Origin of the sequence: Cyanobium sp. NS01 (assembly GCF_014280235.1) — a bacterium.
Lineage (GTDB): Bacteria > Cyanobacteriota > Cyanobacteriia > PCC-6307 > Cyanobiaceae > NIES-981.
The window spans coordinates 233431-259567 of the sequence record NZ_CP047940.1; the positions used below are offsets into that span (position 1 = coordinate 233431).

The following is a 26137-nucleotide window of genomic DNA, read 5'->3' on the forward strand; positions in this document are numbered from 1 at the left end:
GCCCCAGTCCGGTAAACCGGAGGAATTCCGTGCTCTGCTGCCGTGCCCCTGCCCGCCATGCTCCGGGCCCGGTTGGCTCGGCGGATCGCCTTCTGGATCTTTCTGAATTTCCTGGTGGTGGAGGCGCTGGTGCTGGTGCCCTCCGTGCTGCGCCAGGCCGACCGGCTCGGGGCGCAGCTGCGGCAGGTGAGCACCGCCAAAATCGATTGGCTGGTGGCCGAAGGTCAGGCGGGCTCATCGCCGCAGCTGCTGGCCGCGGTGCAGCGGCTGCGGAGCTCCTCGATGCTGCAGGACATCGAGGGGGCCGCGCTTTACCGGGCGTCCAGCGGGGAGAGGCTGGGCGGCTTCGGGGCACTGCCGCGGCTCTCAGGGGTCCAGGCCAGCCGGAATCGCATCGAGGGGCGCTGGTATCCGCTGCGCGGCAGCTACGACGCCGTGTGGGGGCCGGAAAGCCTGGGCGGCGACCATCTTCTGGTGATGCGCCACGAGGCCAGCAGCATCCGCGCAGGGCTGCTCAGCTACACCCTCAACATCACCCTGATCGTGCTGGGGATCGCGGCCTTCCTCACCCTGATCACCCTGGTGGTGATGCAGCGGCTGGTGATCGGTCGGATCGTGACCCTGCGGGATCGGCTGGTGCTGGCCGGGCGGGCCCTGGCCTCGGGCGCCACCAGCAACCCGGAAACCCTGCTGCTGCCCCCCGGGGCTGCCGATGAGGTGGGGGAGGTGGAGCAGGCCTTCAACCAGTCGTTTCTCACCACGGCGGCCGAAATGGAGCGCCGCCAGGTGGCCGAGCGCAGTGCCCAGCAGGAGCAGGAGCGGGCCGACCGGCTGCTGCTCAACATCCTGCCGCCGCCGATCGCAATGGAGATGAAGCGGGGACGGCGCACCATCGCCGAGACCCATGCCGATGTGAGCGTGCTGTTCGCCGACATCGAGGGGTTCACCGCCCTGGCGGCGCGGCTGCCCTGCCAGGCCCTGGTGCAGCTGCTGAACCAGGTGTTCAGCGCCTTCGATCAGCTCTGCGAACGCCATGGCCTGGAGAAGATCAAGACCATCGGCGACAACTACATGGTGGTGGGGGGCCTGCCCCTGCCCCGCAAGAACCACGCCGATGCCATCGCCGCCATGGCCCTGGACATGCAGGCCTGGATGCGCGACTTCCGCAGCCCGGAGGCCGAGGGCATGGCCCTGCGGATCGGCATGCACTGCGGCCCGGTGGTGGCCGGTGTGATCGGCACCAAGAAGTTCATCTACGACCTCTGGGGCGAAACGGTGAACATCGCCAGCCGCATGGAAAGCCATGGCCTCGCCGGCCGCATCCAGCTGAGCGAGGCCCTGGCCCGCAGGCTGGAGCCACGCTTCCAGGTGCAGCAGCGCGGGTCCTTGCTGGTGAAGGGGGTGGGGGCAATGACCACTTACTGGCTGGAGCCGCCGGCGCCGGCCGCCCCGGGCTCCACCTGATCGGGGCTGGAACGCCGCGGGATCACCAGCCCGACGCTGGCCAGGGCGAGGGCCGCCAGGCTGTTGGCGCTGTCCTGCAGCAACGCCGCCGCCAGGAACGCCACCGACACCAGGGCGATCAACAGGGGCGCCAGGGGGTAGGCGGGCAGCCGGAAGGGGCGCTCCAGCTCGGGCTCCCGTTGCCGCAGCACCGCCAGGGCGGCGATGCCCACCAGGGGCAGGCACACGTAGAGGAAGGCGGCCATGGCCAGCAGGTGCTCGAAGGATCCCGCCAGTACCAGGGCCATGGAGGCCGCCAGGCTGAGGCCGAGGGCGCCTGTGGGGGTGCCGCCTGGGTTCACGCCCTGGGCCAGGGCCGGGAAGAGGCCATCGCGGCTGAGGCCGTAGAGGATGCGCGGCGCGGCCATCACCACGGTGTTGATCAGCCCCAGCAGGGCCACCAGGGCCACCGCCGTGATCACCTGTCCGCCGATCGCACCGCCCAGCAACTGGGCCGCCGTGGTGGCCGGCAGGCTGGAGGCGGCCAGCTGCTGCGGTGTGAGCACATGCAGCAGGGCCCCGTTGATCAGCAGGTAGAGCACCAGCACGGCCAGCACGCCGCCGATCAGGGAGCGGGGCAGGTCATTGGCGGGATCGGTGAACTCCTCGGAGAAGTAGATCGGACTGGCCCAGCCGTCGTAGGTGGTGATCACCGGCTGCAGGGCCGTGAGGGCCACCAGGCCGAGGTTGCCCCAGGCCAAGGGCTCACCAGCGCCGGCGCTGGTGTAGACGCTGGTGGAGTCCAGCGGCGGCAGCAGGTAGCAGGCCGCCACCAGCCCCAGGAAGGCCACCGCCTTGGCCAGGCTGAGCAGCTCCTGGCTGGCGCTGCCAGCCCGCACCCCGCGCCACTGGATCAGGCCGAACAGGGCAATGGTGAGCAGGCCGACCAGGCGCTCGGACAGGCCGGCAGCGGGCAGCAGCTGCAGCACCACTTCGCCCGTGGTGGTGGCCACCCAGGCCAGGCCGATGCAGTGGGCGAGCCAGTCGGTCCAGCCCACCAAGCCGCCGGCCCGGGCCCCGAAGGCCCGCTCGGCGTACACATACCAGCCGCCGGCGCGGGGCAGGCTGCTGGCCAGCTCGGCCACGCAGAGGGCGCCGAGCACCGCGTAGAGGCCACCCAGCAGCCAGGCCGCAAGGATCAGCCAGGGATCAAGCAGCTGGGCCGCCACGATGCCGGGGGTGCGCAGGATGCCGGCCCCGATCGTGCCCCCCACAGCGCCGGCAAGGCCAAAGCCGAGCCCCAGCACCTGCTGCAGCCGGCCCGGAGAGGGCGTGCTCATCGGGCCATCAGTACAGCGACTCGCAGATCGGCGTGGGGGTGAGCTTCATCAACGACCACAGGGCCTCGTACTGGGCGGCCGTGATCACCAGCTCCTGCTCCATGAGCTCGGCCATGGGGGTGCCCGGGGCGGCGGTGGCACCCAGCTTCTGATTGATCAGGGCCAACCCCTCGCACATCGTCTCGATATCGGGGTTCAGGGGTTGGCGGGCCCTGGCGGCCTGGGGCTGCAGCACCAGGGGCAGCGCCACCACCAGCAGGGTCGTCACTGCCCTGCAGAGAGGGATCGCAGGCCGGGGGGGATGGGGCATGGAAAAGACCACACGGCAGGACCGCCTGGGGCGAGGGGTCATCATGGGCGGGCAAGGGGGACGGTGCAGCCTCAAACCCAGGTTCGGCGAGCGGAATCACAGCCGATACCATGGGGCAAGCGCTTGGGCAGGTCTGCGGTGAAGCAACTTTCTGGCCCCCTGCGCAGAGCCTTGATCTATGGCCTGGTCAGCTACTCAGGCCTTGTTTTGATCAACAACTCAGAGCTGAATCTTCCCAACATGTGGGTGGCCTACCTGCCGATGTTCATCGGCGTCTATGTGCTCACGCTGTGGCTCGATCGCAAGTTCGGGGACTGATCCCATTCAGGCTGAGCCCATCCAGGCGGTACCAGTCGGCGTAGGTGTCGATCGATCAGCGCTGCAACCTCATCGGCCCTCTCCAGGGCCAGGTCATGGGTGCCGCCGGGCAGAACCACCAACCGCGCGGCTGGCAGCAGCGAGGTGAGGCGTTGTGCCACCCCCACCGGGCTGAGCGGATCGGCGTCGCCCCACAGGAGCAGGGTGGGAACGGCGACGGCGGGCAGCTGCTGGGAGAGATCCACCGACGCGGTGGCGAACCAATCCGGCAGCTGGGGATGGGCGAGGCGGAAGGGCTCACGCCAGTCGGCGGCCCCGTGTTCCGCCATCGGCAGGCCGCCCGAGGTGGCGGCCAGCACCAGGTGGGTGATCCGCTGGGGTGCCGCAAGGGCCGCCTGGAGAGCGAGCACGCCCCCCATCGACTGGGCGATCACGGCGCAGGGCTGATCGAGGCGGGCGAGCACCAGATTCAGGAGTGCATCGAATCCCGTGACCCGAGGATCCACCGGCGTCGCCCCGAAGCCAGGCCAACCCAGATGGATCCGTTCAGCGGCATGGACGAGGCGCTCGGCCACGGGCCTCCAGTGAGCGGTATTGCCGGAGGCTCCGGGAAGGAACAGCAGCCTGGTAGGAGGATCCAATGCGGTCAGAGGAGGTTGATGGAAGGCCGATGAGGGTGCCGCTGCGGCTGGCTGGGCGTCCACAAAGAACGACTCTGGACGGCGATCTGGAAATTCTCAGCCTGGCCGGCACGCTCTCAGCCGATGGTGCCCACCTGCACATGGCCGTAGCCGACAAGACCGGAGCGGTGATCGGCGGCCATCTGGCCCCCGGTTCGCTGGTGCGCACCACCGCCGAGCTGCTGGTGGGGCTGCTGCCGCAGTGGCAGTTCCGGCGAGAGCTGGATCCAGCGACGGGTTACGCCGAACTGCAGATCCATCGGCACCCAAACGGCCACAACGTGTGAGCCCAACGCAGGGCCTGGCCATACTCAGGTTCCAGGCTGCGCCTGCCATGCCGAAACCCCTGAGCCATGCCCCCCTGACCATGGCGTTGATCAGCAGCGCACTGGCTGCAGCGGTTCTGGCCCCGGTGGTCCAGGCTCCCGCAGCCCTGGCCGAGCCCTGGAAGAGCTGTGCCTTCAACGACCAGCCGATCGGTTGCCGTGACAGCCACTCCGCCGATGGCACGGTGCGCATTGTCTGGGAGGACGGCATGGCGATGACCTACCGGCTGGTGAAGGAGGGCTTCCCCCTCTCGACGCTGCGGGATTCCCTCGGCGGCACCTGGGAGCGGCGTGTGTTTGTTCAGGGCAACGCCGAGTTCACCAACCCGGCCAACGGCAACCGGATCTTCGTGCCGCTGCGCTGAGTCTTGGGTGATCGACGTGCCGAAGCCCGATCCCCAGGGCTGCAGGTGTGGAACGGCTGATGGAGACACCGAATGGCTTCCACCACTACCAAGCCCCGGGGGAGCCATGGATACGTTGAAGCTGTAGGCGTGGGGGGCGATGGCACCGGAACGCTTCTTTCTGGAACTGGAGCCCCCCGCCTGTGCGCTGCGGGACTGGCCCCATGTGGTGATCGTGGGCGGCGGCTTTGCCGGGCTCAAGGCCTGCCATGCCCTGGCCGGCAAGCCCGTGCGGGTGACGCTGATCGACAAGCGCAACTTCAACCTGTTTCAGCCGCTGCTGTATCAGGTGGCCTCGGGGCTGGTGTCTGAGGCGGACGTGGCCTCCCCCCTGCGCCAGATGGTGGGCCAGGCCCCGAACATCCAGGTGCTGCTGGGGGAGGTGGTGGACATCGACCCCGAGGCCAAGGAGGTGGTGTTCAACGACCACCGCTACGGCTACGACCATCTGATCCTGGCCAGCGGCTCCGGCAGCACCTATTTCGGCCGCGAGGAGTGGCGGCCCCTGGCGCCGCCGATGAAGATCCTCGAGCACGCCGATGAGATCCGCCGCCGTCTGCTGATGGCCCTGGAGGAGGCGGAGCAGACGCTCGATCCCGAGCGCCGCCGCTTCCTGCAGACCGTGGTGGTGGTGGGCGCCGGCCCCGCCGGCTGTGAGCTGGCCGGCTCCCTGATCGAGCTGATGCACCGCGCCATCCGCCGGGATTTCAAGCAGCTCAACCCCGACCTCTGCCGGGTGGTGCTGGTGGATCCGGTGGAGCGGGTGCTGCCCACGATGCACCCGAAGCTGTCCGCCGCCGCGGCGGGCTACCTGCAGCAGGCCGGCGTGGAGGTGCGGCTGCACACGAAGGTGGAGGCGATCGCCCCCGGGTTGGTGAGCCTGCAGGGGGCCGATGGCCTGCAGCAGCTCGAGGCCGCCACCATCTGCTGGACCGCCGGCGTGCGGGCCTCCCGGCTGGGCGCTCTGCTGGCCGATCGCACGGGATGCCCCGTGGACCGCGGTGGGCGGCTGCTGGTGGAGCCCGACTTCTCGGTGCCGGGCCACCCTGAGATCCACGCCATCGGTGACCTCTGCGCCTACCTGCACACCACTGACGGCAAACCCCTGCCCGGCATGGCCGGCCCCGCCGTGCAGATGGGCAGCTGGGTGGCGGCCCACATCCTGGCTGGGCGGGAAGGCCGCAGCCTCGCCCCCTTCCGCTTCACCGACCTGGGCAGCATGGCGGTGATCGGCCCCTGGTATGCGGTGGCCGACCTAAGAGGCCTGCACATCACGGGCTTGGCGGGGTGGGTCCTCTGGGCGCTGGCCCACCTGGCCTTCATCCCTGACACGGAGAACCGCGTCACCCTGTTCACCAAGTGGATGTGGCAGATCGCCACCCGCCAGCGCACCGCCCTGCTGATCACCGGCCGGCCGGATCAACACCTGGGCGTGGATGTGGGGCTGTTCCGGGCCGAACGGCACGCCGCCCCCGAGACCCCTGCCGAGGAGCAGGATTCGGAACCCCTGGCAGCCTGAGCGAACGTCTTGTGGAGGCCTGAACCCCCGTGCTGCTGACCATCGCCACAGCGATTGCCCTCAAGCTGCTCAGCCTTGGGGCCCCGCTGCTGGGCGCCCAGACGTCGGCGCTGCCCCTGCCCTGCCCCAGCGACGCCGGCTGGGAGCTGGTGCGGGAGCTGGAGTTGCCCCGCCGCGGCAGGGCCTCAGAGCCGATCGGCGGTTTCTCCGCCCTGCTGCTGGATGGGCCGGCGGACCGACTCTGGCTGCTCAGCGATCTGCCCCAGGGCTCAATCGCCATCTGGAGCGGGCTGGAGGCAGCCCTGGCCGGCGCTGCCCCGCTGCGGCTGGAGCGCACCGTGCCGCTGCGCAGCGGCCTCGGCCAGACGCTGCCGCCGAAGATCGATGCTGAGGGGATGGTGCGGCTGGGTGGGCAGCTGTGGGTGGCCAGCGAGGGCCGCCGCGACGGCCCATTGCCGGCCCAGCTGCTGCGTTTCGAGGCCAGCAGCGGACTGCTGCTGCAGGCGCTGGAGCTGCCCTCCGCCTGGCAACCGGGCCAGGGACGCGGACTGGGCAGCAACGCCGGGCCGGAGTCGCTGGCCCTGCTCGACGGCGGGGACGGCAAGCGGGCACTGCTGATGGCCGCCGAGCAGCCCCTGCTGCAGGATCCCCCCCGCCAGGTGCGGCTGCTGCGCTGGGGCTGGCGCGCTGATCAGGATCCCCGGCTCGACGCGCCCGAGGCCCGGGAGCAGGGGTCCCTGCTGCTGCCGTCCGGCGACGGCTGGGGGCTCACCGAGCTGCTGGTGCTTGATTCGGGCCAACTGCTGGCGCTGCTGCGGCGCTTCGAGCCGCCCTTCAGCTGGCAGATTCAGCTGGCGCTTTATCCCCTGCCGGCAGCCACCGATGAAGCCGCGGCGCCGCCGCTGGCGCAATGGGATCTGCTCGCCGCCGGCCTCAGTCCCGACAACTGGGAGGGCCTCATTCCCGGCCCGCCGCTCGCCGACGGCCGGCCGACGCTGCTGCTGCTGAGCGACGACAACCTCAATCCCCTGCAGGCCAACCGCCTGGCCCAACTGGCACCGCTGCACCCGCAGCCCCCTGCCGCCCAGGAGTGGCAGACCGATCCGCATGGTGCTGACTGTGCCTCCAACGCAGGCGCAGGGTCGAGAACCCTGGCGGGCTGAGAACACAACGTCTTGAGCGCCCCACAGAGCCAGGCGCATCACATTTAACCTGGCCTTAACCGGGCAAGGTCCATTGGTTGAACTCCTGATTGCCGCTGCCGCCAGTGTTGGGGTTGCCGTGTCCATGGGAGATGGACACTGCGATCTGCAACCCAGGCTGTTGGGGGGCTGGGAAGCGGCTGCGGCGAATGTGTTCCTCTGCCCGGACGCCATTGAGCGCGAGGGCGCTGATCCGGAGGTGGTGCTCAGGCACGAACTGATCCATGTGATTCAGGACCGGGTGCCCGGCCCGCTGATTCCCGAACCACTGCTCACCGTGCTGACCCGTGATCGGGTGCCCTCCGGGGAAGCGCTGCTGGTGCTGGTGGGGGAAGAGGACAGCCAGCGCGAGTTCGAATGCCGAGTACTCACCGAACTGCTCTCATCCGAAGCGGTGGCGGACTGGTTGGAGCGCACCGCAGAACCCCAGCTGAATGAGGTGGGGCTGCAACAGCTCTAGCCATGGGTGACCTGCGCTGCTCAGCTGGAGGCTTGTCCAAGCCAGCAGGCTGAAGCTGCAGTCCAGGGCACGACTGGATCCACTGGTCCAGATCCGCGGAAGCGGAATCTTCCGGGAACTCGGGGAGGGGCTAGGTGGCTGACAGCTTCGTATCCAGCCAGAGACTGCTCTTTCCGCATCGCCGCGCCCCACACCGAGGGCCAAGACCACTTGAACCCGGTCAATCCCAAAGCCAGAGTGCGACACCTCCTAGAGCCAAGGAGCCGCTGGTTACCGGGTCCGCATAAACTTCCTTGCCTTGCGAGCTTCGACCCCAAAGGCCTCTCAGGGCAAAGGTTTCAAGCGATTGCCGGCCAATGGAGGGGCGCTTAGGCTGGCAAGAGCGCGACATAGACCGGTGTTATCGGACCCAGCTAATCAGCGTTATGCCGCTGGTTGATCGGTGGAGGCATAGCCGAAAACTTACCCGTTGGGATTCAGAGTCAGAATGTAATACTATCAACCGGGCTGTGTGTTGATGGTGATGGTGAGGCGATCTGAGTATGATGCTGGAAACCAAACGGTTAATTTTGAGAGAGATGACTCTTGATGACATAGACGATTTACTTGAAGTCCTATCCGATCCTAAAGCGATGCAGTTCTACCCAAAACCATTCGATCGCCAAATGACTCAAATGTGGATTGAGCGGAATATGCAGAGATATGCTCAACATGGTTTTGGGCTATGGGCACTGATTCTTAAAGAGAGGGGCAAGCTGATTGGCGATTGTGGCTTGGTTCTTCAAGAAGTTGATGGTGTTGAAGAAGTGGAAGTTGGCTACCATATTCGTCGTGATTTATGGGGGCAAGGGTTAGCAAAGGAATCCGCTCTAGTCTGTCGTGATTATGGGTTTAGTCACTTAGTTTGTAGCAGACTCATCTCGTTGATTCATCCTGCCAATGTTGCCTCGCGGCGGGTTGCCGAAAAGATTGGAATGAGGCTGATAAGAGAGGTGGAGTGGCGAAATAAACCGACCTGTGTTTATGCAGTTGAACGCAGTAGTAGCGCAGCATAACAACGCGGCTGGAGCGGACTGGCAAAGTCGGTCGATGTTGTCGTAGAGTTTATTGGCAGCCGCTCAGCCGGAACGTTATGCGGCTACGCAAGCTCCCAATCCCCTTGTCTGCCTGGAGAGCTGCTTGGGTCACTGTTAAATGAATTAAATCTAATCATAATAACTTGCTTTGGGAAAGCAAATCCAATAACAATCCCATGATTACGTGCTAGTGGATGAGACGTTCAGCGAGAATACCTGGCCGTATGCCTAGAAGTCTCTGATAAAGCATAAGGATCTGCGGCTCGTCCATAGAGCAGATAATGTCTGCGGCAAGCCGAGCTGCCAATAATCTCTCTCCCATCGCCTCTTGCGCTTCACGCTCAAATCGTCTTGGAACCATGCCATCACTGCCATGAGCCTCGATTGAATCCATCAAAGCATGGAACACTTCATTGATTAATCGCTTGTGACCATGTTGCTGTGCAAGCAGACTGTTGTCTTGGTAGACATATCGCTGCATTAGCAGCTTTAGAATCATAATTTCGAAGTTAAGCCATTGAGGTCGTGCGATCTGGACATCCTCGGCTGGATCAATTTGAATGGGAGAGAGATCTTCGGCGCATCCCAAGAATCGTGTTATGTGACTAGAAGTTAGGGTATGGAGATCTTGTAGCTGCTCGCGTGTATTTACGAATGGTGCTCTAAGCGAGCTTGCTGCCCTCAAGCTCTCAAAGTACTCATTCCCCTTCGTGTCTACTTCCGAAGGTGAAAAACCCAATGATCGAGCCTTTGGATGGCAGCATATCCAATCCAAAAAGCTAGTTCTTGCATCAGTTCCACTGATCAATTGATCAAGAGGAATCATTCCGGCTCGATAGAAGTCGTCTACATCATGGACTGAGTAGGCGATGTCATCAGCCAAATCCATGGCTGCCGCTTCAAGAGTCTGAAGACCTGATCGTCCATTAGGGGCGTGGGTTCTAGCAAACTGAAATGCTTCAGTTTCTTCTGGATAGAATCCCCATTTTCTGGTTTCTTTGCCCTTCATATCCGCTTGCGCCCAAGGATACTTGAGAATTGCATTAAGCGTTGCCGAAGTTAGGTTTAGCCCATCGCTTCTGGTCCGCCGGATAGCTCGTCTTACAACAACTCTGAACGACTGCGCATTTCCTTCAAAGCCTAGATTTGGATCAATGGCTCCCAGGCACTGGTTTAGCACTTCTTCTGCTGCGTGGCCGAATGGTGGATGGCCCAAGTCATGTGCCAAACATGCGCATTCGACTACATCAACATCCAGGCCACCACAACTGTCGACCTCGCCCGGAAAGCGCAACTTAAGGTATTGGGCTAATCTGCGACCAACTTGAGCTACCTTAAGGCTATGCGTCAAACGATTGTGCAGGTTTGGACCTTCGGAAGCGTTTGCAGCCTGTGTGACTCCCGCTAAACGCCTAAATTCATATGAGTAAAGTACTCTATCTCGATCAACCTCAAAAGGAGTCCGTTCGTAGGTAGGCTCCTCAATTTGCCGTTGCTCGCGAGATGGCGTCACTGACAAGAATCAGGCAAAAGCCATTGGTCGGCTAGTCACTTTGATCTTTCTGTCGTCGGTAAGATACAGCTTTCTATCTGCAAGCAACTGCAGAATGACTCTACCCACTGCGATTGCGGGCCTATCTTGAGAAAAATGCTCTTCTATTTCGCTTAGCTGAACGGGCTTATGCTGCTCTTCGATGAAAGAGATCACACTACGGGCAATCCGATCGAACTCGGCTTCTTGAGCTGAATGCATGGCTGGCTCCTTGGGAATGATCAGTGAGTGTTCTCGCATGCCTTGGCGAACTGTCAAGGGTTGCGAGTGGCAGTTGGGTTGGCTTGAGAAGCGTGGCCTTTGTTACTGGGTTGAAGGAGGGGCAAAGTCGAGCTTACCTTCGTATCCTAATAGAAACGTGGCCAGCGCGCTTTACTTGTCGTAATGGTGTAGCCTTCCCTACAGGATGAGCAGATATTCGTTGACTAACAAAGCGGTTATGCTCTGACATGTCATTTCTGTACAGCTTGACTTTCAGCATCTTCACTTCAAGAAGCAAGGGGCTGACCACCAAGACATCGGTTACAGATTTCTCAATTCTGAGCGAAGGCAAAAATCACCGCATAACATCCAGATTCAGAAGACGGGAGCTGAGGCTGGGTTCTGTGCTGAGATCCCTCCCCGCTTCTGATCTGGAACGCTAGCCAGAGCAGATGAAATTGACGACGCCCACTGACATGACTACGATCTAGCCACGCCTCTGTGAGCGATCGTCGTTAAGGCAATGCTGCTTTTTTAGGTTGCGTGGCTGGCGGACGAGGCTGAAATCGAGGCTGCACCGCGTCTGCTGACAATCAGGCCGTCCGTTCAGCCAAGGGCAGGCTGGGCAGAGGCGGCAGCCGCCTACGACGTGGGGGGTCTTCTGGATGAAACGACTGCCACCCGGTTTGATCACGAAGGGTGGGCATAGTGAGAGAGGGAACTGTCTCAAGAGGGAACATCTTTCTCGTTGCCCTTAATCCCACGCGTGGTTCTGAGATCAGGAAGCCAAGGCCATGCGGTATTGTCGCCTCCGAAGAGTTGAATGCCCATCTCCGCACATTCATTGTTGCACCACTAGTTGCACCACTAACTGTGGCGGTGTTGCTGTGCGGGGTGGTGTGCGGCGGGCAGAAGGCTCGAACCCATGACGCTCACCCACCCCTCAGCCGCACCGACAGATGCATCTGCGGGCTGCCGGGACTGATCGGCACCTCCTTCACCGTGAGGTAAGGCTGGGCCTTCACCAGTTCGCTCAGTTTGCGGAAGCCGTAGCTGCGCGCGTCGAACGACGGATCGTTCTTCTGCAGCAGGCTGCCCACCATGCCCAGGGGGGCCCAGCCGTCGTCCTGGGTGACGGCCGCGATCGCCTCACTGAGGAAGGGCTTGAGCGGGGGGACGCCGTCGTGGTCATGGCCGGCGCCGCCGCCACCGGAGCTGGGCCGGCCGCTGCCGCGTTTGAGCAGGTCGATGTAGAGAAAGCGGTCGCAGGCGGCCACGAAGGCCTTCGGCGTCTTGCGCTCCCCGAAGCCGATCACCAGCAGCCCCTGTTCCCGGATCCTGGTGGCCAGGCGGGTGAAGTCGCTGTCGGACGACACCAGACAGAAGCCCTCCACCCGGCCGCCGTGCAGCAGATCCATCGCATCGATGATCAGGGCCGAATCGGTGGCGTTCTTGCCGGTGGTGTAGCTGAACTGCTGCACCGGCACGATCGCGTGCACATTCAGCACCTCCTTCCAGCTGCCCAGCTGCGGTGTGGTCCAGTCGCCGTAGGCGCGCTTCACGGTGGCGGTTCCCACCTGGGCGATCTCCGCCAGCAGGTCGCTGATCACGGCGGCCTGGGCGTTGTCGGAATCGATCAGCACCGCCAGATTCGGCGCCTCACGGGTCATCGGGGCTCTGCAGCGGCGGCGCTGCCCCCGGCCCGCCAGCTGCGATCGAGCAGCTGGATCGGATGCAGCACCGGCAGCACGGCGGCGGCCTCACCATCGAGGTGCCGGCGCAGCTGCATGGTGCAGCCGATGTTGGCGCTCGCCACCAGGGCCGCTCCGGTGCCGGCCAGATCGGCGGCCTTGATGCGGCCCAGCTCGGCAGCCTCCTCCGGTTGCACCAGGTTGTAGATGCCGGCACTGCCGCAGCACACGCCGGCCTCGAAGGCCTCGCTGAGCGTCAGGTGGGGGATGGCGCGCAGGAGATCCCGCGGCTCACTGTGCAGGCCCTGGCCGTGGATCATGTGGCAGGCGTCATGGAAGGCCACCCGCAGCGGCCGCTCAGCGTTGGCGGTGCTGCCATCGGGGTGGGGCAGGGCCTGCAGTTGTTGACGGAACCCCTCGCTGAGGCCGAGCCGGGCCAGAAATTCATGGATGTCGGCCACCGGCGCCGGGAAGCCGCGGCTGGCCAGGTGGTCGTAGGCCTTCATGGTGTGGCCGCAGCCGGAGGCCGCCACCAGCACCGCATCCAGCGGCTCAGGCCCAGCAGGGCGGCCCGGGCCCACCACGGCGCGGAAGCTCTGCACCAGCGCGTCAGCCAGCTGGCGGGTGTGCTCCTCTTCCCCCTGGTGATGGGTCACAGCGCCGCAGCAGCCCTGCTCCGGCGGAATCACCACCTCGATGCCATTGGCGCTCAGCACCCGCACCGCCGCCGCGTTCACTTCCGGATCGAACAGCCGCTGCACGCAGCCCAGCACCAGCCCCACCCGGGCGCGGCGCTCGCCCTGGGCCGGCACCACCGCTGGGAAGCCATCGCGGAAGGCCTCGGGCGCCAGGGGCGGCAACAGGCGCTCCAGGGCTTCGATCTGGGGGCCGAGCAGGCGGGTGAGGCCACTGCGGCGCACAAGACCCTGCAGAGGGGTGCCGGCGTAGAGCCGCAGGGGGCTGAGGGCGGCCCGCAGCCGCCGCGGGTAGGGCAACAGAGCGAACAGCAGCCGGCGGAAGGCGTTGGCGGCCGGGCTGCGCAGCTGCGGGGCGTTCAGCTTCGGGCGGGTGGCCTCGATCAGCTGGTCGTAGCGCACCCCCGAAGGACAGGCCGTGACGCAGGCCAGGCAACCCAGACAGGTGTCGAAGTGCTTCGCCACCGTGGCATCGAGCGGCAGCTCACCGGCCTCGATCGCCTTGAGGGCGTGGATGCGGCCCCGGGGCGAGTCCATCTCCGTGCCCAGCACCCGGTAGCTGGCGCAGCTGGGCAGGCAGAAGCCGCAGTGGACGCAGGGGTCGGTCGCCCCCGCCGGTAGACCAGGAAGAGTCATGGGGTCAGTCTGCCGTCAGCGGGCACCCTCCTGGCTGGCTGCTGCGGCTTCGCCTGTCACACCAGCTCCCGCCGCAGCTGCTCGGCCCAGCGATTCAGCCGTTCATCGGTGAGATCGGGCTCGGAGTCTTCATCGATCGGCAGGCCGCAGAAGCGGCCATTCAGCACGCTCTTGGAGCTGTTGTAGTTGTAATCGCTGATGTCCACCTGGCCCACCAACCGGGCACCGGCCCGCTCGAAGGCGCGATACAGCTCCTCCATCGCGTCGCAGAAGTAATCCCCATAGGAGGAGGAATCCCCCAGGCCCATGATCGCCACGGGCTTGCCGTGCAGCTTCGTTGTTTCGATCGCCTCCACGTGGGCATCCCAGGCCGTGCCGGAACGCAGATCATCCGCGCCGGTGTTCCAGGTGGGCGTGCAGCAGATCAGAGCTGCGCAGGCCCCGAGCACCGAGGTGTCGTTGATGTCGGCCACATCAACGACGGCAGCAGCTTTCACCAGCGGCGCCAGGCGATGGGCGACATCTTCCGTCTTTCCCGTGGACGTGGCGAAGTAGATGGTGGGTACCAGCATGAGCAGAACAGCTCTAAAGAACTCGAAAAGTCTTGCCCTCGCCAGCGGCCATCTGAAGCCGGCAGGCCACAGCGTGCCGTGAGGATTGTCACGACTGCAGGTCGCCCGTGATCCCACCCCATCCAGCCCCCAGGGGTACGTTGGAGATGCTTTGCTGATCGCCAATATGAGCTCCCCATCTCCCTCCCCCAATCTGGTTTTGTGGGGCTGGGTCAGCCCCTCATCGGTGGCCTCTCCCAACACTTTACAGCTGCTGATGCGGCTACGCCGCGGTGATGATCTCGCCGCCATGTCAAAGGACTATCCAGAACTCACGGCGGAGCAACTCGACCTTGCCCGTCATCTGCAGGACCGGGAGTCTGAGCTGCATCGCCTCTATCAGGACATGCAGCGGGTCGAAAGCAGCAAACTTCAGCTTGAGCGTGAACTCACCCACTCCCTGCTGAACCAGCCCCTCGGCTGAGCGATCACGGCTGCTGAGCGATCACTGCTGCTGAGCGACAACAGAAAGCCCTGGCCAGGGGCCAGGGCGATGGGAGTCAGGCCAGCTCCATGGCCTCCAGAGCCCTGTTCACCCGCTTGAAGTCAAAGCCGATGGCACGCAGGGCATGACGTGGCCGCCGACCACATCCTCCAGGCTGCTGATCGAGAGAAAGTGGGTCTGGTACGACCAGATCGTGGCCAGATCCAGGTTCGGCTGCACCGTGCGCACCGTCTGGGTCGCCGTGTCGTAGAGGCCATGGCGTTGGGCCCATTCCACCAGTGCCGTGGCGCCCAGGCCCAGGAAGATCAGATGGTGGCCGAGAATCACGCCCAGCTGCTTGTGGTCGCTCCAGTCGAAGTCGAAGCGCCGGGCCGTTCCCTCCGCCTCCGCCAGATCCAGCGGGGCCCGGAACAGATGCCACATGCCACCAGCGGCCAGCACCGCTGCACTCACCAGGTGAAAGGCGGCGATGGCCACGATCGCCTCCGGCTGGGAGAGCACGCCCCCATCACCCACACCGATGCCGAGGCGAGCCAGATTGGGCAGCAGGATCAGGCTTTGTTCACCGAGGGGCTGATCGGTGGAATAGCGGCTCAGCTCATAAATGGTGAAGGATCCGGCCCAGAACATGATCAGGCCGGCATGGGCAGCATGGGCCGAAATGAAGCTGCCCGACTGGCTGACAAAGCGAGAGTTACCAGCCCACCAGTCATAGGCTGGCTCTGGATTGCCGTAGGATTGCATTGATGTGACTGCATGGCCAAGCCAACCTATCGGCCGGAGAAAGTGGGCACGTGGGCAAAGCTTCGCGTCGAGGCAGGGTTCACAACAAGACTCTGTGGCAAAAGGTACACCGCTCTGTCAGATCCTGTGGGTGCAGTTCAGCTCCATCCGGCCAAAGTGCCATGGATTGATCACAGCATTTCATGGGGAAACCAATTCCAGCCCGCTACAGCAAGCCCGAAGACCGCGAACGGCGCATGCTCTCGATCACGCAGCTGCGCGACTGGTGCATGGGGCACCTCTCGGAGCTGGCCGCCAACGGTCAACACGACGATGCCCGTGCCCTCACGGCCGAACACCTCGAGATCCTCGAGAAGGTGGATGCCACGCGTGTGCTCTGGATGATCGTGGAGCCAGGCCCCGCCTGAGGGCCTCCAGGCCCGCACCTGAGGCGTGGCTGGAGGAGCGCTCCAGGAAGGCAGCGGAGCGCTGGGGCAGTTCCCATGGCAGGATTCCTTCCACAGCCATGCCGGTTTGAACTCGCCTATGCGGATTCTTGGACTTTCGGCCTACTACCACGATAGCGCTGCAGCGTTGATTGTGGACGGCGAAGTGGTTGCCGCAGCCCAAGAGGAGCGCTTCAGTCGCAAGAAACATGACGCTACCTTTCCCGCAAGCGCAGCTCATTATTGCCTCAGCAGCCAACATCTGACTCCCGCCGATCTCGATGCGGTGGTGTATTACGAGAAGCCGCTGCTCACATTCGAGCGCCTACTGGAAACCTACCTGGGCGCCGCACCACGCGGAGGACGCTCCTTTGTGGCCGCCATGCAGGTGTGGTTGAAGGAGAAGCTGTTCATCAAATCCCGCCTGAAGCAGGAGTTGCGCGCCCTCGCGAACCGCATGGCCGGGGACGTCCGTGGGGACGGGGCCAAGCTGCCTGAGTTGCTGTTCAGCGAGCACCATCTCTCCCACGCTGGGGCAGCCTTCTATCCCAGCCCTTTCGACAAGGCTGCCGTGCTCTGCATGGATGGGGTGGGCGAATGGGCCACCACCTCGGCATGGCTCGGCGAAGGCAAAGACCTCAAGCTGCTCTGGGAGATCAATTTTCCGCACTCTCTCGGACTTCTCTATTCAGCGTTCACGTATTACTGCGGGTTCAAGGTGAATTCCGGAGAGTACAAGCTGATGGGGTTAGCTCCCTATGGCCAACCACGCTTTGTCGACCTGATCAAGAAGCACCTGATCGATATCAAACCAGATGGCACCTTCTGGTTGGACATGCGCTACTTCAAGTATCACCGTGGCTTCCGTATGACCAGCCGCAAGTTCGACAAGCTGTTCGCAAGCCCAGCGCGAGAACGCGAAACGGAGTTGCGTCAGTTCCACATGGACCTGGCGGCGTCGATTCAGGCTGTCACTGAGGAAATTGTGCTGAAGCTGGCGCGAACCCTGAGGGCTGAAACAGGGGCCACCAATCTGTGCCTGTCTGGTGGTGTCGCCCTCAACTGCGTTGCCAACGGCAAGCTGCTGCGGCAGAAGATCTTTGATCAAATGTGGATTCAACCCGCCAGTGGCGATGCCGGCTCAGCCCTGGGAGCGGCCCTGGTGGCCTGGCACCAGCACCATCAACAGCCGCGTAAGCCCTGCGGCTCCCAGGCGGGGGGCGATGCCATGAAGGGGGCCTTGCTGGGCCCGCAGTTCAGCAATAAGGAGATTCGCAGCTACCTCGACTCGATTGAGGCCGACTACCAGGAGATCGAAGACGCACCGCTGTTTCTACGTCTGGCGGAGCTCCTGGACCAGGGGAAGGTGGTTGGCTGGTTCAATGGTTCGATGGAGTTTGGGCCTCGAGCCCTGGGAGGGCGGTCGATCCTGGGCGATTCCAGAAATCAGGAGATGCAGAGCGTGATGAACCTCAAGATCAAGTATCGAGAGAGCTTCAGGCCCTTCGCACCGGCCGTGCTCGAGGAAGAGGCTTCCAGTCAATTTGAGCTTGACGCCTGCAGCCCATACATGTTGATCGTAGCCCCCTTGCGCGCAGAGCTCTGCATTCCCATGTCTGCCGAGCAGCAGCAACTCTTTGGAATCGAAAAACTAAGAATTTCACGCTCTAAACTACCCGCAGTCACCCACGTGGACTACACAGCCAGGGTGCAAACCGTGAATGCTTCGACCAATCCTCGCTTCTACAATCTCATCAGGGCCTTCCATCGCCGCACCGGCTGCCCAACCCTGGTCAACACATCATTTAATGTGAGAGGGGAGCCGATCGTCTGCAGCCCTGAAGATGCCTATCGCTGCTTCATGCGCACGGAGATGGACGTGCTTGTATTAGAGAATCAGCTTTTGCTTAAGGAGAATCAGCAACCACAACATGCTGATCCAAGCTGGATGCAGGACTTTGAGTTGGATTGATGCGTACTGCCGTGCCAAGCCGCAAGCTGCTAAGGGAGTTTGGCCTGCTGGTGGGCAGCGTGATCCCAGTGGTGTTCGGCTGGCTGATTCCTGCGCTGCATGGGCACGCGCCTGTGCTGTGGCCGCTGCTGATTGGCCTGCCAGCCATCGGCCTTGCCCTGCTGGCTCCTGGGCTGCTGGCCTTTCCCTACCGCTGCTGGATGGCCCTGGGCCATGGGCTTGGCTGGATCAACAGCCATGTCATTCTTGGGCTGGTGTTCATTCTTGTGCTGCAACCCATTGCGCTGGTGATGCGGTTCAGGGGCCATGACCCACTGCGTCGCCGTGTCAGGAATAAGGACAGCTATCGCGAAACGCGCGCCCATTCGAGCATCAGTCTGAACCGCATTTTCTGATCACCTTCAACGGGAAGCCGCCATGGAAGCACTGCTTGATCTGCTCAAGGACGTCTGGGATTTTCTGAGGGTTCGCAAGAAATACTGGTTGGCGCCACTGATCATCACAATCGTGCTGATGGGTGGGCTGATTGTCTTCACCCAGGGGTCCGTGCTGGCTCCGTTTATCTACTCCATTTTCTGATGCGCCTTGATGCGTCCCGGATGCGCAGCTTTCTCAAGCTCTGTGGCATCAATGGAGCAGTTCTGATCATCTTCCTGCTGGCGCTGGAGGTGATCTCAACCATGGTCTACAAATCACTTCCTGGTGGCTTGATCTCGAGGCGGCAAGGCCCTGTGAAGACATGGAACTTTGAGCTGCATCCGGCAGTTGGCCATGCCCATCAGGCCAGGGATTTCAAGATCAGTCCCAATGCCGATGGGTCTGATTCCAGCAGCACCCTCTTCACCCGAAAGACCTATGGCACAGGCAACGAGATGGCGCGGCTGCTCGTGCTGGGGGGATCCACAACCGATCCACTTGGCGTTCAGTTTTCGGGCGTGAACGGCACCTGGCCTGACCAGTTGGGCCGCTTGCTGGCCTCGGGGACTCCCCAGGCCAGGATTCAGATCACCAATGCGGCCATCGGTGGTGGCACCAGCTCCCAGGAAGTGGTGCGGCTTCTGGCCAGCTTCTCTGAAGCCGCACCTGGATGGGTGGTGAGCTTCAACGGCATTAACGAGCTCTATTTCGCCGACGAGAGTCTCTACGGATCCAATGACAAGATCTATGCCCCCAGAATGCTGCTCAAAGCCCTGGAAGATAAGCCCTTCAATCACATTCCTTATCGCGATCGCAGCTATTACTCCTGTGGCCTGCTCTGCTTCACAGACAACAGCGCCGTTCTGCGCCTCGCCCAGGTGCTCCTGGCCACTGCTGGATCTACAGCGACGGATCAGCCCGCCGCCAAGCCAGTGACGCTTGATCCCAACAAGCAGCAACGCTGGCTCTCTGCGCAGCCGATCTCCCAGCCAAGACAACAGGGTTTGGAGCGGGCTGCTGCGATCTGGAGCGACAACGTCAAAGCGATGCATGGCATCACCGCAGCTCGCGGCGCTCGCTATCTGGTGGTGTTGCAGCCCACGCTGGGCCTCGACCGCAACCGGGCCCAGCTGCTCGCCGATGGCCGTCTGGCCTCCGATCGCAACAGCGTCGATGCCGTGACCGTGGCCCTGCTTGAGCGCAAAGGCTATGTGGAAGAGATCAACGCGCTCTATGCCCATCTCCGGCGCTCCTGTGGGCAGCTGCCCTATTGCCTGGATCTGAGCCAGGCCAGCGCACTCACCACCGACCTCGCGCTGTACACCGATCCGCGCCACCTCAACGCCAGCGGCAATCAGCGCATCGCCGAGCTGATCGCCACCCGCATCAGACCCTGAGAGCCCCAGGGCTCAGCCGCCGAAGTGACCCACCACCGCCTCGGCGAAGCCCGAGCAACTCACGGGATCCACGGGCGGCTCCATCAACCGGGCCAGGTCGTAGGTGACCTCACCCTTGGCGATGGCGGCGCTCAGCCCGGCCGTGATCAGGTCTGCGGCCTCCTGCCAGCCCAGATACTCGAGCATCATCACGCCGCTGAGGATCACCGAGCCGGGGTTGATCCGGTCGAGGCCGGCGTGCTTGGGCGCCGTGCCGTGGGTGGCCTCGAAGATCGCCGCGTTGTCGCCGATGTTGGCCCCGGGCGCCATGCCCAGGCCCCCCACCACGGCGGCCGCCGCATCGGAGATGTAATCGCCGTTGAGGTTGAGGGTGCAGAGCACCGAATACTCCTGCGGCCGGGTCTGGATCTGCTGGAAGATGCTGTCGGCGATGCGGTCGTCCACCAGCACCATCGCCTTCCACTTCCCATAGCCGTGGGTCTCGCCGATGGCGTCGAGCACCCCCTTCACCTCGGCGTCCACCGCCGCCTTCTTCTCGGGGGTGAGGCTGTCGTAGCCGGGCTCGATCAGGCGGGCGTTCTCCTCCACCGTGAGCCCGTGGTTGCGGGCCAGATTGTCGAGAATCCAGCTCTCGCGCTCGGTGACGCAGACGTCACGGAACTCGCTGGTGGCCAGCTCATAGCCCCAGTCGCGGAAGGCCCCTTCCGTGAACTTCATGATGTTGCCCTTGTGCACCAGGGTCACATGGCGCTTGGCCCCCTCCAGGCCGAGGGCATGCTGAATCGCCTTGCGCACATGGCGCTGGGTGCCGGCCTTGCTCACCGGTTTGATGCCGATGCCGGAGCCCGCCGGGATGCTGCGCTTGCCGAGCTTGCCGTTGGCCGGGATCACCACGTCGTTGAGGTGGGCGATCAGCTCCACACACACCGGATCGCTGGCCTCCCACTCGATCCCCATGTAGATGTCCTCGGTGTTCTCCCGGTAGACCACCACGTCGAGATCCTGGGGGCGCTTGTGGGGGCTGGGGGTGCCGCTGTAGTAGCGGCAGGGGCGCACACAGCAGTAGAGGTCAAAGATCTGGCGCAGGGCCACGTTCAGCGAGCGGATGCCGCCGCCGATCGGCGTGGTGAGCGGACCCTTGATCGCCACGCCGTACTGCTCAATGGCACTGAGGGTGTCCTGGGGCAGGTATTGGTAGGTGCCGTAGAGGTCGCAGGCCTCGTCGCCGGCGTACACCTTGAACCACTCGATGCGGCGCTCACCGCCGTAGGCCTTGGCCACCGCCGCATCGAGCACCCGCTGGGTGGCGGGCCAGATGTCCACGCCGGTGCCGTCGCCGCGAATGAAGGGGATGATCGGGTCGGGAGGCACCACCGGCAGGCCGTTCTCGAACCGGATGGCGGTGCCGCTGCTGGGGGGGCTGAGCTTCTCGAAGCTTCCTGGGCTGGTCGCCATGCTGGTTGCGCTGGTAGCCATTCCTGCGGCACTGGAGGGTGCGGGGAGCCTAGGTTTCGCTCCTACGGGGTTCTGCTCAGGGGAAACGGCATGAACGCTGCCGATCAGGCCAGAAATCTGGAACTGGCCCAGGCGATCGCCTCGGCGGCGGCTCTGTTCCGGGTGCACTTCCCTGATGCCCGAGCCAATCTCAAGCCCTGGCGCGACGATCCCTGCACCCGCCAGTTCGACGACCAGGACAGTCTCGACCTCTCCTTTCACCTGCCCGGCTGGAGCCCCCGCAGCCAGTGCCGCTCCTTCCTGGTGCAGTTGCGCCTTGCTGCCGCGCCCGGATCGCCGGCAGGCAGGCCGCGCCTGATCGGCGTGCTGATCCGGGGCCTCACCTACGAGTCCGAGCGTTGGCGGCTGGCCACCCTGGGCGACTGGCATCCCACCGGCAGCCACCCTCCGGACGCGATCACGGTGGCCAAGCTGCAGCAGTTCTGCCGCGAGCTCTTCGACCTGTTCGAGGCCAGCGGCGCCTGCGCCGCGTAACCCTTCGCAATCTGGGAACCCCGCAGGCAAACGCCACGCTTACCGTGACATCCAGCCCGCTGCAAGTCCCCACCGGTCATGTCCGTTGCTCTCGCTTCCCAGCTGCGTGAAGGCACCAAAAAGGCCCACACGATGGCGGAGAACACCGGCTTCGTGAGCTGCTTCCTGAAGGGCGTGGTGGACAAGGTCAGCTACCGCACTCTGGTGGCCGATCTCTACTTCGTGTACTCCGCCATGGAGGAGGAGCTCGCCGGCCTGCGCGACCATCCCGTGGTAGGCCCGGTGGCCTTCCCCGAACTCAACCGCCGCGACACCCTCGAGCAGGATCTCGCCTTCTACTTCGGCCCCGACTGGTGCAGTTCCGTGAAGGCCACCCCCGCCGCCCAGGAGTACGTGGCGCGGCTGCACCAGGTGGCCAAGGAGAGCCCTGAGCTGCTGGTGGGCCACCACTACACCCGCTACATCGGCGACCTCTCCGGTGGCCAGATCCTCAAGAACATCGCCCAGAAAGCCATGAACCTGGGTGAACACGATGGTCTGCGCTTCTACGAATTCGCGGCCATTCCCGATGAGAAGGCCTTCAAGGTGAACTACCGCGCCACGCTCGATCAACTGCCGATCGACCAGGCCACGGCCGATCGCATCGTGGCCGAGGCCAACCAGGCCTTCCACCTGAACATGAAGATGTTCCAGGAACTGGAAGGCAACCTGGTGGCCGCCATCGGCAAGGTGCTGTTCGGCTTCCTCACCCGCCGCCAGCGCAGCGGCAGCACCGAAGCCGTCGCCGCCTGACGGCCCTGTTGCGTTCGCTTCGATTTCTGGTGCCCGGCACCGGCGGCCGGCTGAGGGGCGGCGGCCTGCTGGTGGAACTGCAGACTGCCCGCCTGCTGCAGCAGCTGGCTCCCACCGAGGTGGTGACCTACCGGCGGCGGGAGCCTGAGCGGCCCTTTCTGGCCGACCTGCTGCGCGCCGAACCTCTGGGGTCGCCCGCAGCCCGGCAGGTGCTCTGGATCGTGAGCTGGGGCTTTGAGGTGCCCGGCCAGCTGCGGGCCCTGCGGGGCCGTCCGGTGGCCTACCACGCCCACAGCAGCGGCTACGGCTTCCGGCTGCCGCCGGGGGTGCCGGTGCTGGCGGTGAGCCGCAACACGCTCGGCTACTGGGGCCAGTGGGCCAGCCGCAATCCCCTGGCCCTGGTGCCGAATGCCCTGGCGCCGATGTGGCTGCAGCGGGGCCGCCGTGACGGCTCCGGTCCCCGGCCGGTGGATGTGCTCGTGCAGCAGCGCAAGAGCAGCGCCTACCTGCTGCAGGAGCTAGTGCCGGCCCTGCGGCGGCGGGGGCTGCGGGTGGAGGTGCAGAGCGGCTGGGTGGACGATCTGGTGGACCTGTTCAACAGCGCCGCCGTGGTGCTCTACGACTCCGCCGACCACTGGCGCGTCAGCGGGGTGAGCGAGGGCTTCGGGCTGCCGCCGCTGGAGGCCCTGGCCTGCGGCTGCGTGCTGTTCAGCAGCTTCAACCACGCCCTGGCCGACAGCCTCGACCCCGGCCGCCTGGGCCACCAGCTCGGCTGCGGCACCCTCAGCGCCGACCTGGAGCGGATCTGTGCCGCCGTGGCCGATCCGGCGGCCTGGCGAGCCCCGGCGGCTGACCTTGAGGCGCTGCTGGTGACCAGCAGCGAAGTGGCCCTGCTGGAACGCTGGCGCGACGCCCTCAGCCTGGTGAACGACCACTGGGACCGGCTGCTGGCGGGGGAGCCTCCCCTTGAGGCCCCACCGCTGTGGCGGTTGCAGGCCCGGCGCTGGCGAGCCCGGCTGGGGCGGGTGCTGGCGCGGGGCGGTGCCTAGGGTGCGGCCAGCACTTCTGGCCCTTGGATGAGCGCCTTCCTGGCCGGCCTCAACGACGCCCAGCGCAAGGCGGTGGATCACCACACCGGCCCCCTGCTGGTGGTGGCGGGGGCGGGCAGCGGCAAGACCCGGGCGCTCACCCACCGCATCGCCCACCTGATCGGCCACCACGGCGCCGATCCGGCGGAGCTGCTGGCGGTGACCTTCACCAACAAGGCGGCCCGGGAGATGAAGGAGCGGCTGGAGCTGCTGCTGGCCCAGAAGCTGGCCCAGAGCCAGTTCGGCCAGCCCTGGAGCACCCTGCCGCCCCAGGAGCAGCGCCAGCTGCGCAGCCGCATCTACCGCGAGGTGATCAAGGATCTCTGGATCGGCACCTTCCACGCCCTGTTTGCGCGGCTGCTGCGCTTCGACATCGACAAGTTCCGCGATCCCGAGGGGCTCAGCTGGACCCGCCAGTTCTCGATCTACGACGAGGGCGACGCCCAGAGCCTGGTGAAGGAGATCGTGACCCAGGAGCTGGGCCTCGACCCCAAACGCTTCGAACCCAAGAAGGTGCGCTGGGCGATCAGCAACGCCAAGAACCAGGGCTGGCTGCCGGAGCAGCTGGAGGCCGATGCCGGCGGCCAGCGGGGCAAGCTGATGGCCGAGACCTACCGCCGCTACCGCCGCGCCCTGGCCGCCAATAACGCGCTCGACTTCGACGATCTGCTGCTGCTGCCGGTGCAGCTGCTCAGCCAGAACGAGCAGGTGCGCCACTACTGGCACCGCCGCTTCCGCCACGTGCTGGTGGATGAATACCAGGACACCAACCGCACCCAGTACGACCTGATCAAGCTGCTGGTGACCGACGGCCAGGACCCGGACACCTACGCCAACTGGCAGGGCCGTTCGGTGTTCGTGGTGGGCGACGCCGACCAGAGCATCTACAGCTTCCGTGCCGCCGACTTCACGATCCTGATGGGCTTTCAGGACGACTTCGGTGATGGCGCCGCCGATGAGGCCACCCGCACGATGGTGAAGCTGGAGGAGAACTACCGCTCCACCGCCACGATCCTGGCGGCCGCCAACGCCCTGATCGCCCACAACACCGAGCGCATCGACAAGGTGCTGCGCCCCACCCGCGGCGAGGGCGAGCCGATCCACCTCACCCGCTGCGACGACGAGATCGCCGAGGCCGAGGCAGTGGTGCAGCGCATGCGCCTGCTCGATGCCGCCCACGACGAGCTGCGCTGGGGTGACATGGCCGTGCTCTACCGCACCAACGCCCAGAGCCGGGCGATGGAGGAATCGCTGGTGCGCTGGGGCATCCCCTACATCGTGGTGGGGGGGCTGCGCTTCTACGACCGGCGCGAGATCAAGGACATGCTCGCCTACCTGAAGCTGCTGGTGAATCCGGCCGACACCGTGAGCCTGCTGCGGGTGCTCAACACCCCCAAGCGCGGCATCGGCAAGACCACGATCGAGCGTCTCACCGACGCCTCCAACCAGCTGGGCATCCCCCTCTGGGAGGTGGTGAGCGACGCCGAGGCGGTGCGCTCCCTGGGGGGGCGCTCCGCCCGGGGGCTGCTGCAGTTCCGCGAACTGATCAGCGACCTGCAGACCCGCAGCCAGGACGCGGCCCCCTCGGAGCTGGTGCAGCGGGTGATGGAGCAGAGCGGCTACCTGGCCGAGCTGATCACCGAGGGCACCGATGAGGCGGAAGACCGGCGCCGCAACCTCAACGAGCTGGTCAACGCCGCCCTGCAGTACCAGGAGGAGAACGAGGAGGGCTCGCTCGAGGATTTCCTGGCCTCAGCGGCCCTGGCCAGTGACGCCGACAGCAAGGACACCCAGCAGGACCGGGTGACGCTGATGACCCTGCACGCCAGCAAGGGGCTGGAGTTCCCGGTGGTGTTCCTGGTGGGGATGGAGCAGGGGCTGTTCCCCAGCTACCGCTCCCTGGAGGATCCCTCGGCCATGGAGGAGGAGCGCCGCCTCTGCTACGTGGGCCTCACCCGCGCCAAGGAGCGGCTGTTCCTCTCCCATGCCAGCGAGCGGCGCCTCTGGGGCGGCATGCGTGAGCCGGCGGTGCCGTCGGTGTTCCTGGCCGAGCTGCCCGAGGAGCTGGTGCAGGGCGACATCCCCCGCAGCGGCGGCGCCGCCATCCGCCGTGAACAGCGGCTGGATCGCCTCACCCGGGTGGATCGCCAGGAGAGCCGCCAGGTGGCGGCCGGCGGCGCCGGCGGGGTGCCGGCCAACGCCGTGCGCCGCCGCGGGTCCGCGGTTGGCGGCGGTGGCGGCAAAACCTGGGCGGTGGGGGATCGGCTGCGCCACAGCTCCTTCGGGGAGGGGCACGTGACCCACCTCTTCGGCAGCGGCGAGAAGATCTCGATCGCCGTGAAATTTGACGGCATGGGCCCCAAGATCCTCGATCCGCGCCTGGCGCCGATCGAGCCGCTCTGAG

The 26137-nt window shown here is 64.8% G+C and carries 28 protein-coding genes and 1 pseudogene; 19 read left to right on the top strand and 10 right to left on the bottom strand.

Annotated elements, in window-relative coordinates; genetic code table 11:
- Positions 1-42 precede the first annotated feature (42 nt).
- Entirely contained in the window at positions 43-1464 is a 1422-nt protein-coding gene (locus CyaNS01_RS01055; RefSeq protein WP_186698181.1) for an adenylate/guanylate cyclase domain-containing protein, read from the top strand.
- Here the strand turns inward: CyaNS01_RS01055 and CyaNS01_RS01060 are convergent.
- Both CyaNS01_RS01060 and CyaNS01_RS01065 read right to left on the bottom strand, forming a co-directional pair.
- Complete coding sequence (locus CyaNS01_RS01060) at positions 1419-2783, bottom strand: APC family permease (RefSeq protein ID WP_186698182.1); 1365 nt, start codon at positions 2781-2783, stop codon at positions 1419-1421. The genes CyaNS01_RS01055 and CyaNS01_RS01060 overlap by 46 nt on opposite strands.
- Before the next feature lie 7 nt (positions 2784-2790).
- Positions 2791-3051, bottom strand: coding sequence for a hypothetical protein (locus CyaNS01_RS01065; protein ID WP_186698184.1), 261 nt, complete (start codon positions 3049-3051; stop codon positions 2791-2793).
- Positions 3052-3231: 180 nt separating this feature from the next.
- Here CyaNS01_RS01065 and CyaNS01_RS01070 point away from each other — a divergent pair, with 180 nt between their 5' ends.
- On the top strand, positions 3232-3411 hold the full coding sequence (locus tag CyaNS01_RS01070; RefSeq protein ID WP_186698186.1) for a hypothetical protein: 180 nt from the start codon (positions 3232-3234) through the stop codon (positions 3409-3411).
- Here CyaNS01_RS01070 and CyaNS01_RS01075 read toward each other — a convergent pair.
- Positions 3369-4052 (bottom strand): alpha/beta fold hydrolase, encoded by a 684-nt coding sequence (locus CyaNS01_RS01075; RefSeq protein WP_186698188.1) that lies wholly within the window; start codon positions 4050-4052, stop codon positions 3369-3371. The genes CyaNS01_RS01070 and CyaNS01_RS01075 overlap by 43 nt on opposite strands.
- A gap of 29 nt (positions 4053-4081) precedes the next feature.
- On the opposite strand from CyaNS01_RS01075, the gene CyaNS01_RS01080 reads away from it, so the two are divergent.
- The 6 genes from CyaNS01_RS01080 to CyaNS01_RS01105 all read left to right on the top strand — a co-directional run bounded on the left by CyaNS01_RS01080 (position 4082) and on the right by CyaNS01_RS01105 (position 9057).
- The gene (locus CyaNS01_RS01080; RefSeq protein ID WP_225875725.1) at positions 4082-4378 is read left to right on the top strand and encodes a PCC domain-containing protein; all 297 of its coding nucleotides are present in this window, start codon (positions 4082-4084) and stop codon (positions 4376-4378) included.
- A 47-nt stretch (positions 4379-4425) separates the two neighbouring features.
- The gene (locus tag CyaNS01_RS01085; RefSeq protein WP_186698192.1) at positions 4426-4782 is read left to right on the top strand and encodes a hypothetical protein; all 357 of its coding nucleotides are present in this window, start codon (positions 4426-4428) and stop codon (positions 4780-4782) included.
- Between the two features lie 139 nt (positions 4783-4921).
- Positions 4922-6340, top strand: a complete 1419-nt coding sequence (locus tag CyaNS01_RS01090) for an NAD(P)/FAD-dependent oxidoreductase (protein WP_186698194.1) — start codon at positions 4922-4924, stop codon at positions 6338-6340.
- Positions 6341-6369: 29 nt separating this feature from the next.
- A complete protein-coding gene (locus tag CyaNS01_RS01095; RefSeq protein WP_225875726.1) occupies positions 6370-7503 on the top strand; it encodes an esterase-like activity of phytase family protein in 1134 nt (377 codons plus the stop codon).
- A gap of 124 nt (positions 7504-7627) precedes the next feature.
- Entirely contained in the window at positions 7628-8002 is a 375-nt protein-coding gene (locus CyaNS01_RS01100; protein WP_186698196.1) for a hypothetical protein, read from the top strand.
- Between the two features lie 545 nt (positions 8003-8547).
- Positions 8548-9057, top strand: a complete 510-nt coding sequence (locus tag CyaNS01_RS01105) for a GNAT family N-acetyltransferase (RefSeq protein WP_225875727.1) — start codon at positions 8548-8550, stop codon at positions 9055-9057.
- A 208-nt stretch (positions 9058-9265) separates the two neighbouring features.
- Here CyaNS01_RS01105 and CyaNS01_RS01110 read toward each other — a convergent pair whose 3' ends face one another.
- The gene (locus CyaNS01_RS01110) at positions 9266-10591 is read right to left on the bottom strand and encodes a deoxyguanosinetriphosphate triphosphohydrolase family protein (RefSeq protein ID WP_225875884.1); all 1326 of its coding nucleotides are present in this window, start codon (positions 10589-10591) and stop codon (positions 9266-9268) included.
- A gap of 9 nt (positions 10592-10600) precedes the next feature.
- Complete coding sequence (locus CyaNS01_RS01115) at positions 10601-10831, bottom strand: hypothetical protein (protein ID WP_186698202.1); 231 nt, start codon at positions 10829-10831, stop codon at positions 10601-10603.
- 708 nt (positions 10832-11539) lie between these two features.
- On the opposite strand from CyaNS01_RS01115, the gene CyaNS01_RS01120 reads away from it, so the two are divergent.
- Positions 11540-11842, top strand: coding sequence for a type II toxin-antitoxin system PemK/MazF family toxin (locus CyaNS01_RS01120; protein ID WP_186700031.1), 303 nt, complete (start codon positions 11540-11542; stop codon positions 11840-11842).
- Here the strand turns inward: CyaNS01_RS01120 and CyaNS01_RS01125 are convergent.
- Genes CyaNS01_RS01125 through fldA form a run of 3 tightly spaced genes read right to left on the bottom strand, consistent with a single transcriptional unit; the run spans position 11764 to position 14422 of the window.
- Positions 11764-12501 carry an NYN domain-containing protein gene (locus CyaNS01_RS01125; protein ID WP_186698203.1) on the bottom strand — a complete coding sequence of 246 codons (738 nt, stop codon included), beginning with the start codon at positions 12499-12501 and terminating at the stop codon, positions 11764-11766. The genes CyaNS01_RS01120 and CyaNS01_RS01125 overlap by 79 nt on opposite strands.
- Positions 12498-13853, bottom strand: coding sequence for a (Fe-S)-binding protein (locus tag CyaNS01_RS01130; protein WP_186698205.1), 1356 nt, complete (start codon positions 13851-13853; stop codon positions 12498-12500). The genes CyaNS01_RS01125 and CyaNS01_RS01130 overlap by 4 nt, the downstream gene beginning before the upstream one ends.
- 56 nt (positions 13854-13909) lie before the next feature.
- On the bottom strand, positions 13910-14422 hold the full coding sequence (fldA, locus tag CyaNS01_RS01135; RefSeq protein ID WP_186700033.1) for a flavodoxin FldA: 513 nt from the start codon (positions 14420-14422) through the stop codon (positions 13910-13912).
- Positions 14423-14576: 154 nt separating this feature from the next.
- Here fldA and CyaNS01_RS01140 point away from each other — a divergent pair, with 154 nt between their 5' ends.
- Positions 14577-14888 (top strand): hypothetical protein, encoded by a 312-nt coding sequence (locus tag CyaNS01_RS01140; RefSeq protein WP_186698207.1) that lies wholly within the window; start codon positions 14577-14579, stop codon positions 14886-14888.
- 147 nt (positions 14889-15035) lie between these two features.
- Here the strand turns inward: CyaNS01_RS01140 and CyaNS01_RS01145 are convergent.
- Positions 15036-15653: pseudogene (locus CyaNS01_RS01145) on the bottom strand (chlorophyll a/b binding light-harvesting protein); the annotation flags it as partial.
- 182 nt (positions 15654-15835) lie between these two features.
- On the opposite strand from CyaNS01_RS01145, the gene CyaNS01_RS01150 reads away from it, so the two are divergent.
- The 5 genes from CyaNS01_RS01150 to CyaNS01_RS01170 all read left to right on the top strand — a co-directional run bounded on the left by CyaNS01_RS01150 (position 15836) and on the right by CyaNS01_RS01170 (position 19864).
- On the top strand, positions 15836-16060 hold the full coding sequence (locus CyaNS01_RS01150; RefSeq protein WP_186698211.1) for a hypothetical protein: 225 nt from the start codon (positions 15836-15838) through the stop codon (positions 16058-16060).
- Between the two features lie 118 nt (positions 16061-16178).
- Positions 16179-18050 (top strand): carbamoyltransferase, encoded by a 1872-nt coding sequence (locus CyaNS01_RS01155; protein WP_186700035.1) that lies wholly within the window; start codon positions 16179-16181, stop codon positions 18048-18050.
- Positions 18050-18445, top strand: a complete 396-nt coding sequence (locus CyaNS01_RS01160) for an SxtJ family membrane protein (RefSeq protein WP_186698213.1) — start codon at positions 18050-18052, stop codon at positions 18443-18445. The genes CyaNS01_RS01155 and CyaNS01_RS01160 overlap by 1 nt, the downstream gene beginning before the upstream one ends.
- Positions 18446-18467: 22 nt before the next feature.
- A complete protein-coding gene (locus CyaNS01_RS01165) occupies positions 18468-18629 on the top strand; it encodes a DUF5989 family protein (RefSeq protein ID WP_186698215.1) in 162 nt (53 codons plus the stop codon).
- Positions 18630-18649: 20 nt separating this feature from the next.
- Positions 18650-19864 (top strand): SGNH/GDSL hydrolase family protein, encoded by a 1215-nt coding sequence (locus tag CyaNS01_RS01170; RefSeq protein ID WP_186698217.1) that lies wholly within the window; start codon positions 18650-18652, stop codon positions 19862-19864.
- Positions 19865-19876: 12 nt separating this feature from the next.
- Here CyaNS01_RS01170 and CyaNS01_RS01175 read toward each other — a convergent pair whose 3' ends face one another.
- On the bottom strand, positions 19877-21340 hold the full coding sequence (locus tag CyaNS01_RS01175) for an NADP-dependent isocitrate dehydrogenase (protein WP_370561622.1): 1464 nt from the start codon (positions 21338-21340) through the stop codon (positions 19877-19879).
- Between the two features lie 69 nt (positions 21341-21409).
- On the opposite strand from CyaNS01_RS01175, the gene CyaNS01_RS01180 reads away from it, so the two are divergent.
- The 4 genes from CyaNS01_RS01180 to CyaNS01_RS01195 all read left to right on the top strand — a co-directional run bounded on the left by CyaNS01_RS01180 (position 21410) and on the right by CyaNS01_RS01195 (position 26136).
- Complete coding sequence (locus tag CyaNS01_RS01180) at positions 21410-21853, top strand: hypothetical protein (protein WP_186698219.1); 444 nt, start codon at positions 21410-21412, stop codon at positions 21851-21853.
- A 78-nt stretch (positions 21854-21931) separates the two neighbouring features.
- Complete coding sequence (locus tag CyaNS01_RS01185) at positions 21932-22645, top strand: heme oxygenase (biliverdin-producing) (RefSeq protein ID WP_186698221.1); 714 nt, start codon at positions 21932-21934, stop codon at positions 22643-22645.
- Positions 22646-22653: 8 nt separating this feature from the next.
- Positions 22654-23694 carry a glycosyltransferase gene (locus CyaNS01_RS01190; RefSeq protein ID WP_186698223.1) on the top strand — a complete coding sequence of 347 codons (1041 nt, stop codon included), beginning with the start codon at positions 22654-22656 and terminating at the stop codon, positions 23692-23694.
- A gap of 27 nt (positions 23695-23721) precedes the next feature.
- Positions 23722-26136: a UvrD-helicase domain-containing protein gene (locus CyaNS01_RS01195; RefSeq protein ID WP_186698225.1), complete on the top strand. Its 2415-nt coding sequence runs from the start codon at positions 23722-23724 to the stop codon at positions 26134-26136.
- Position 26137: the final 1 nt, after the last annotated feature.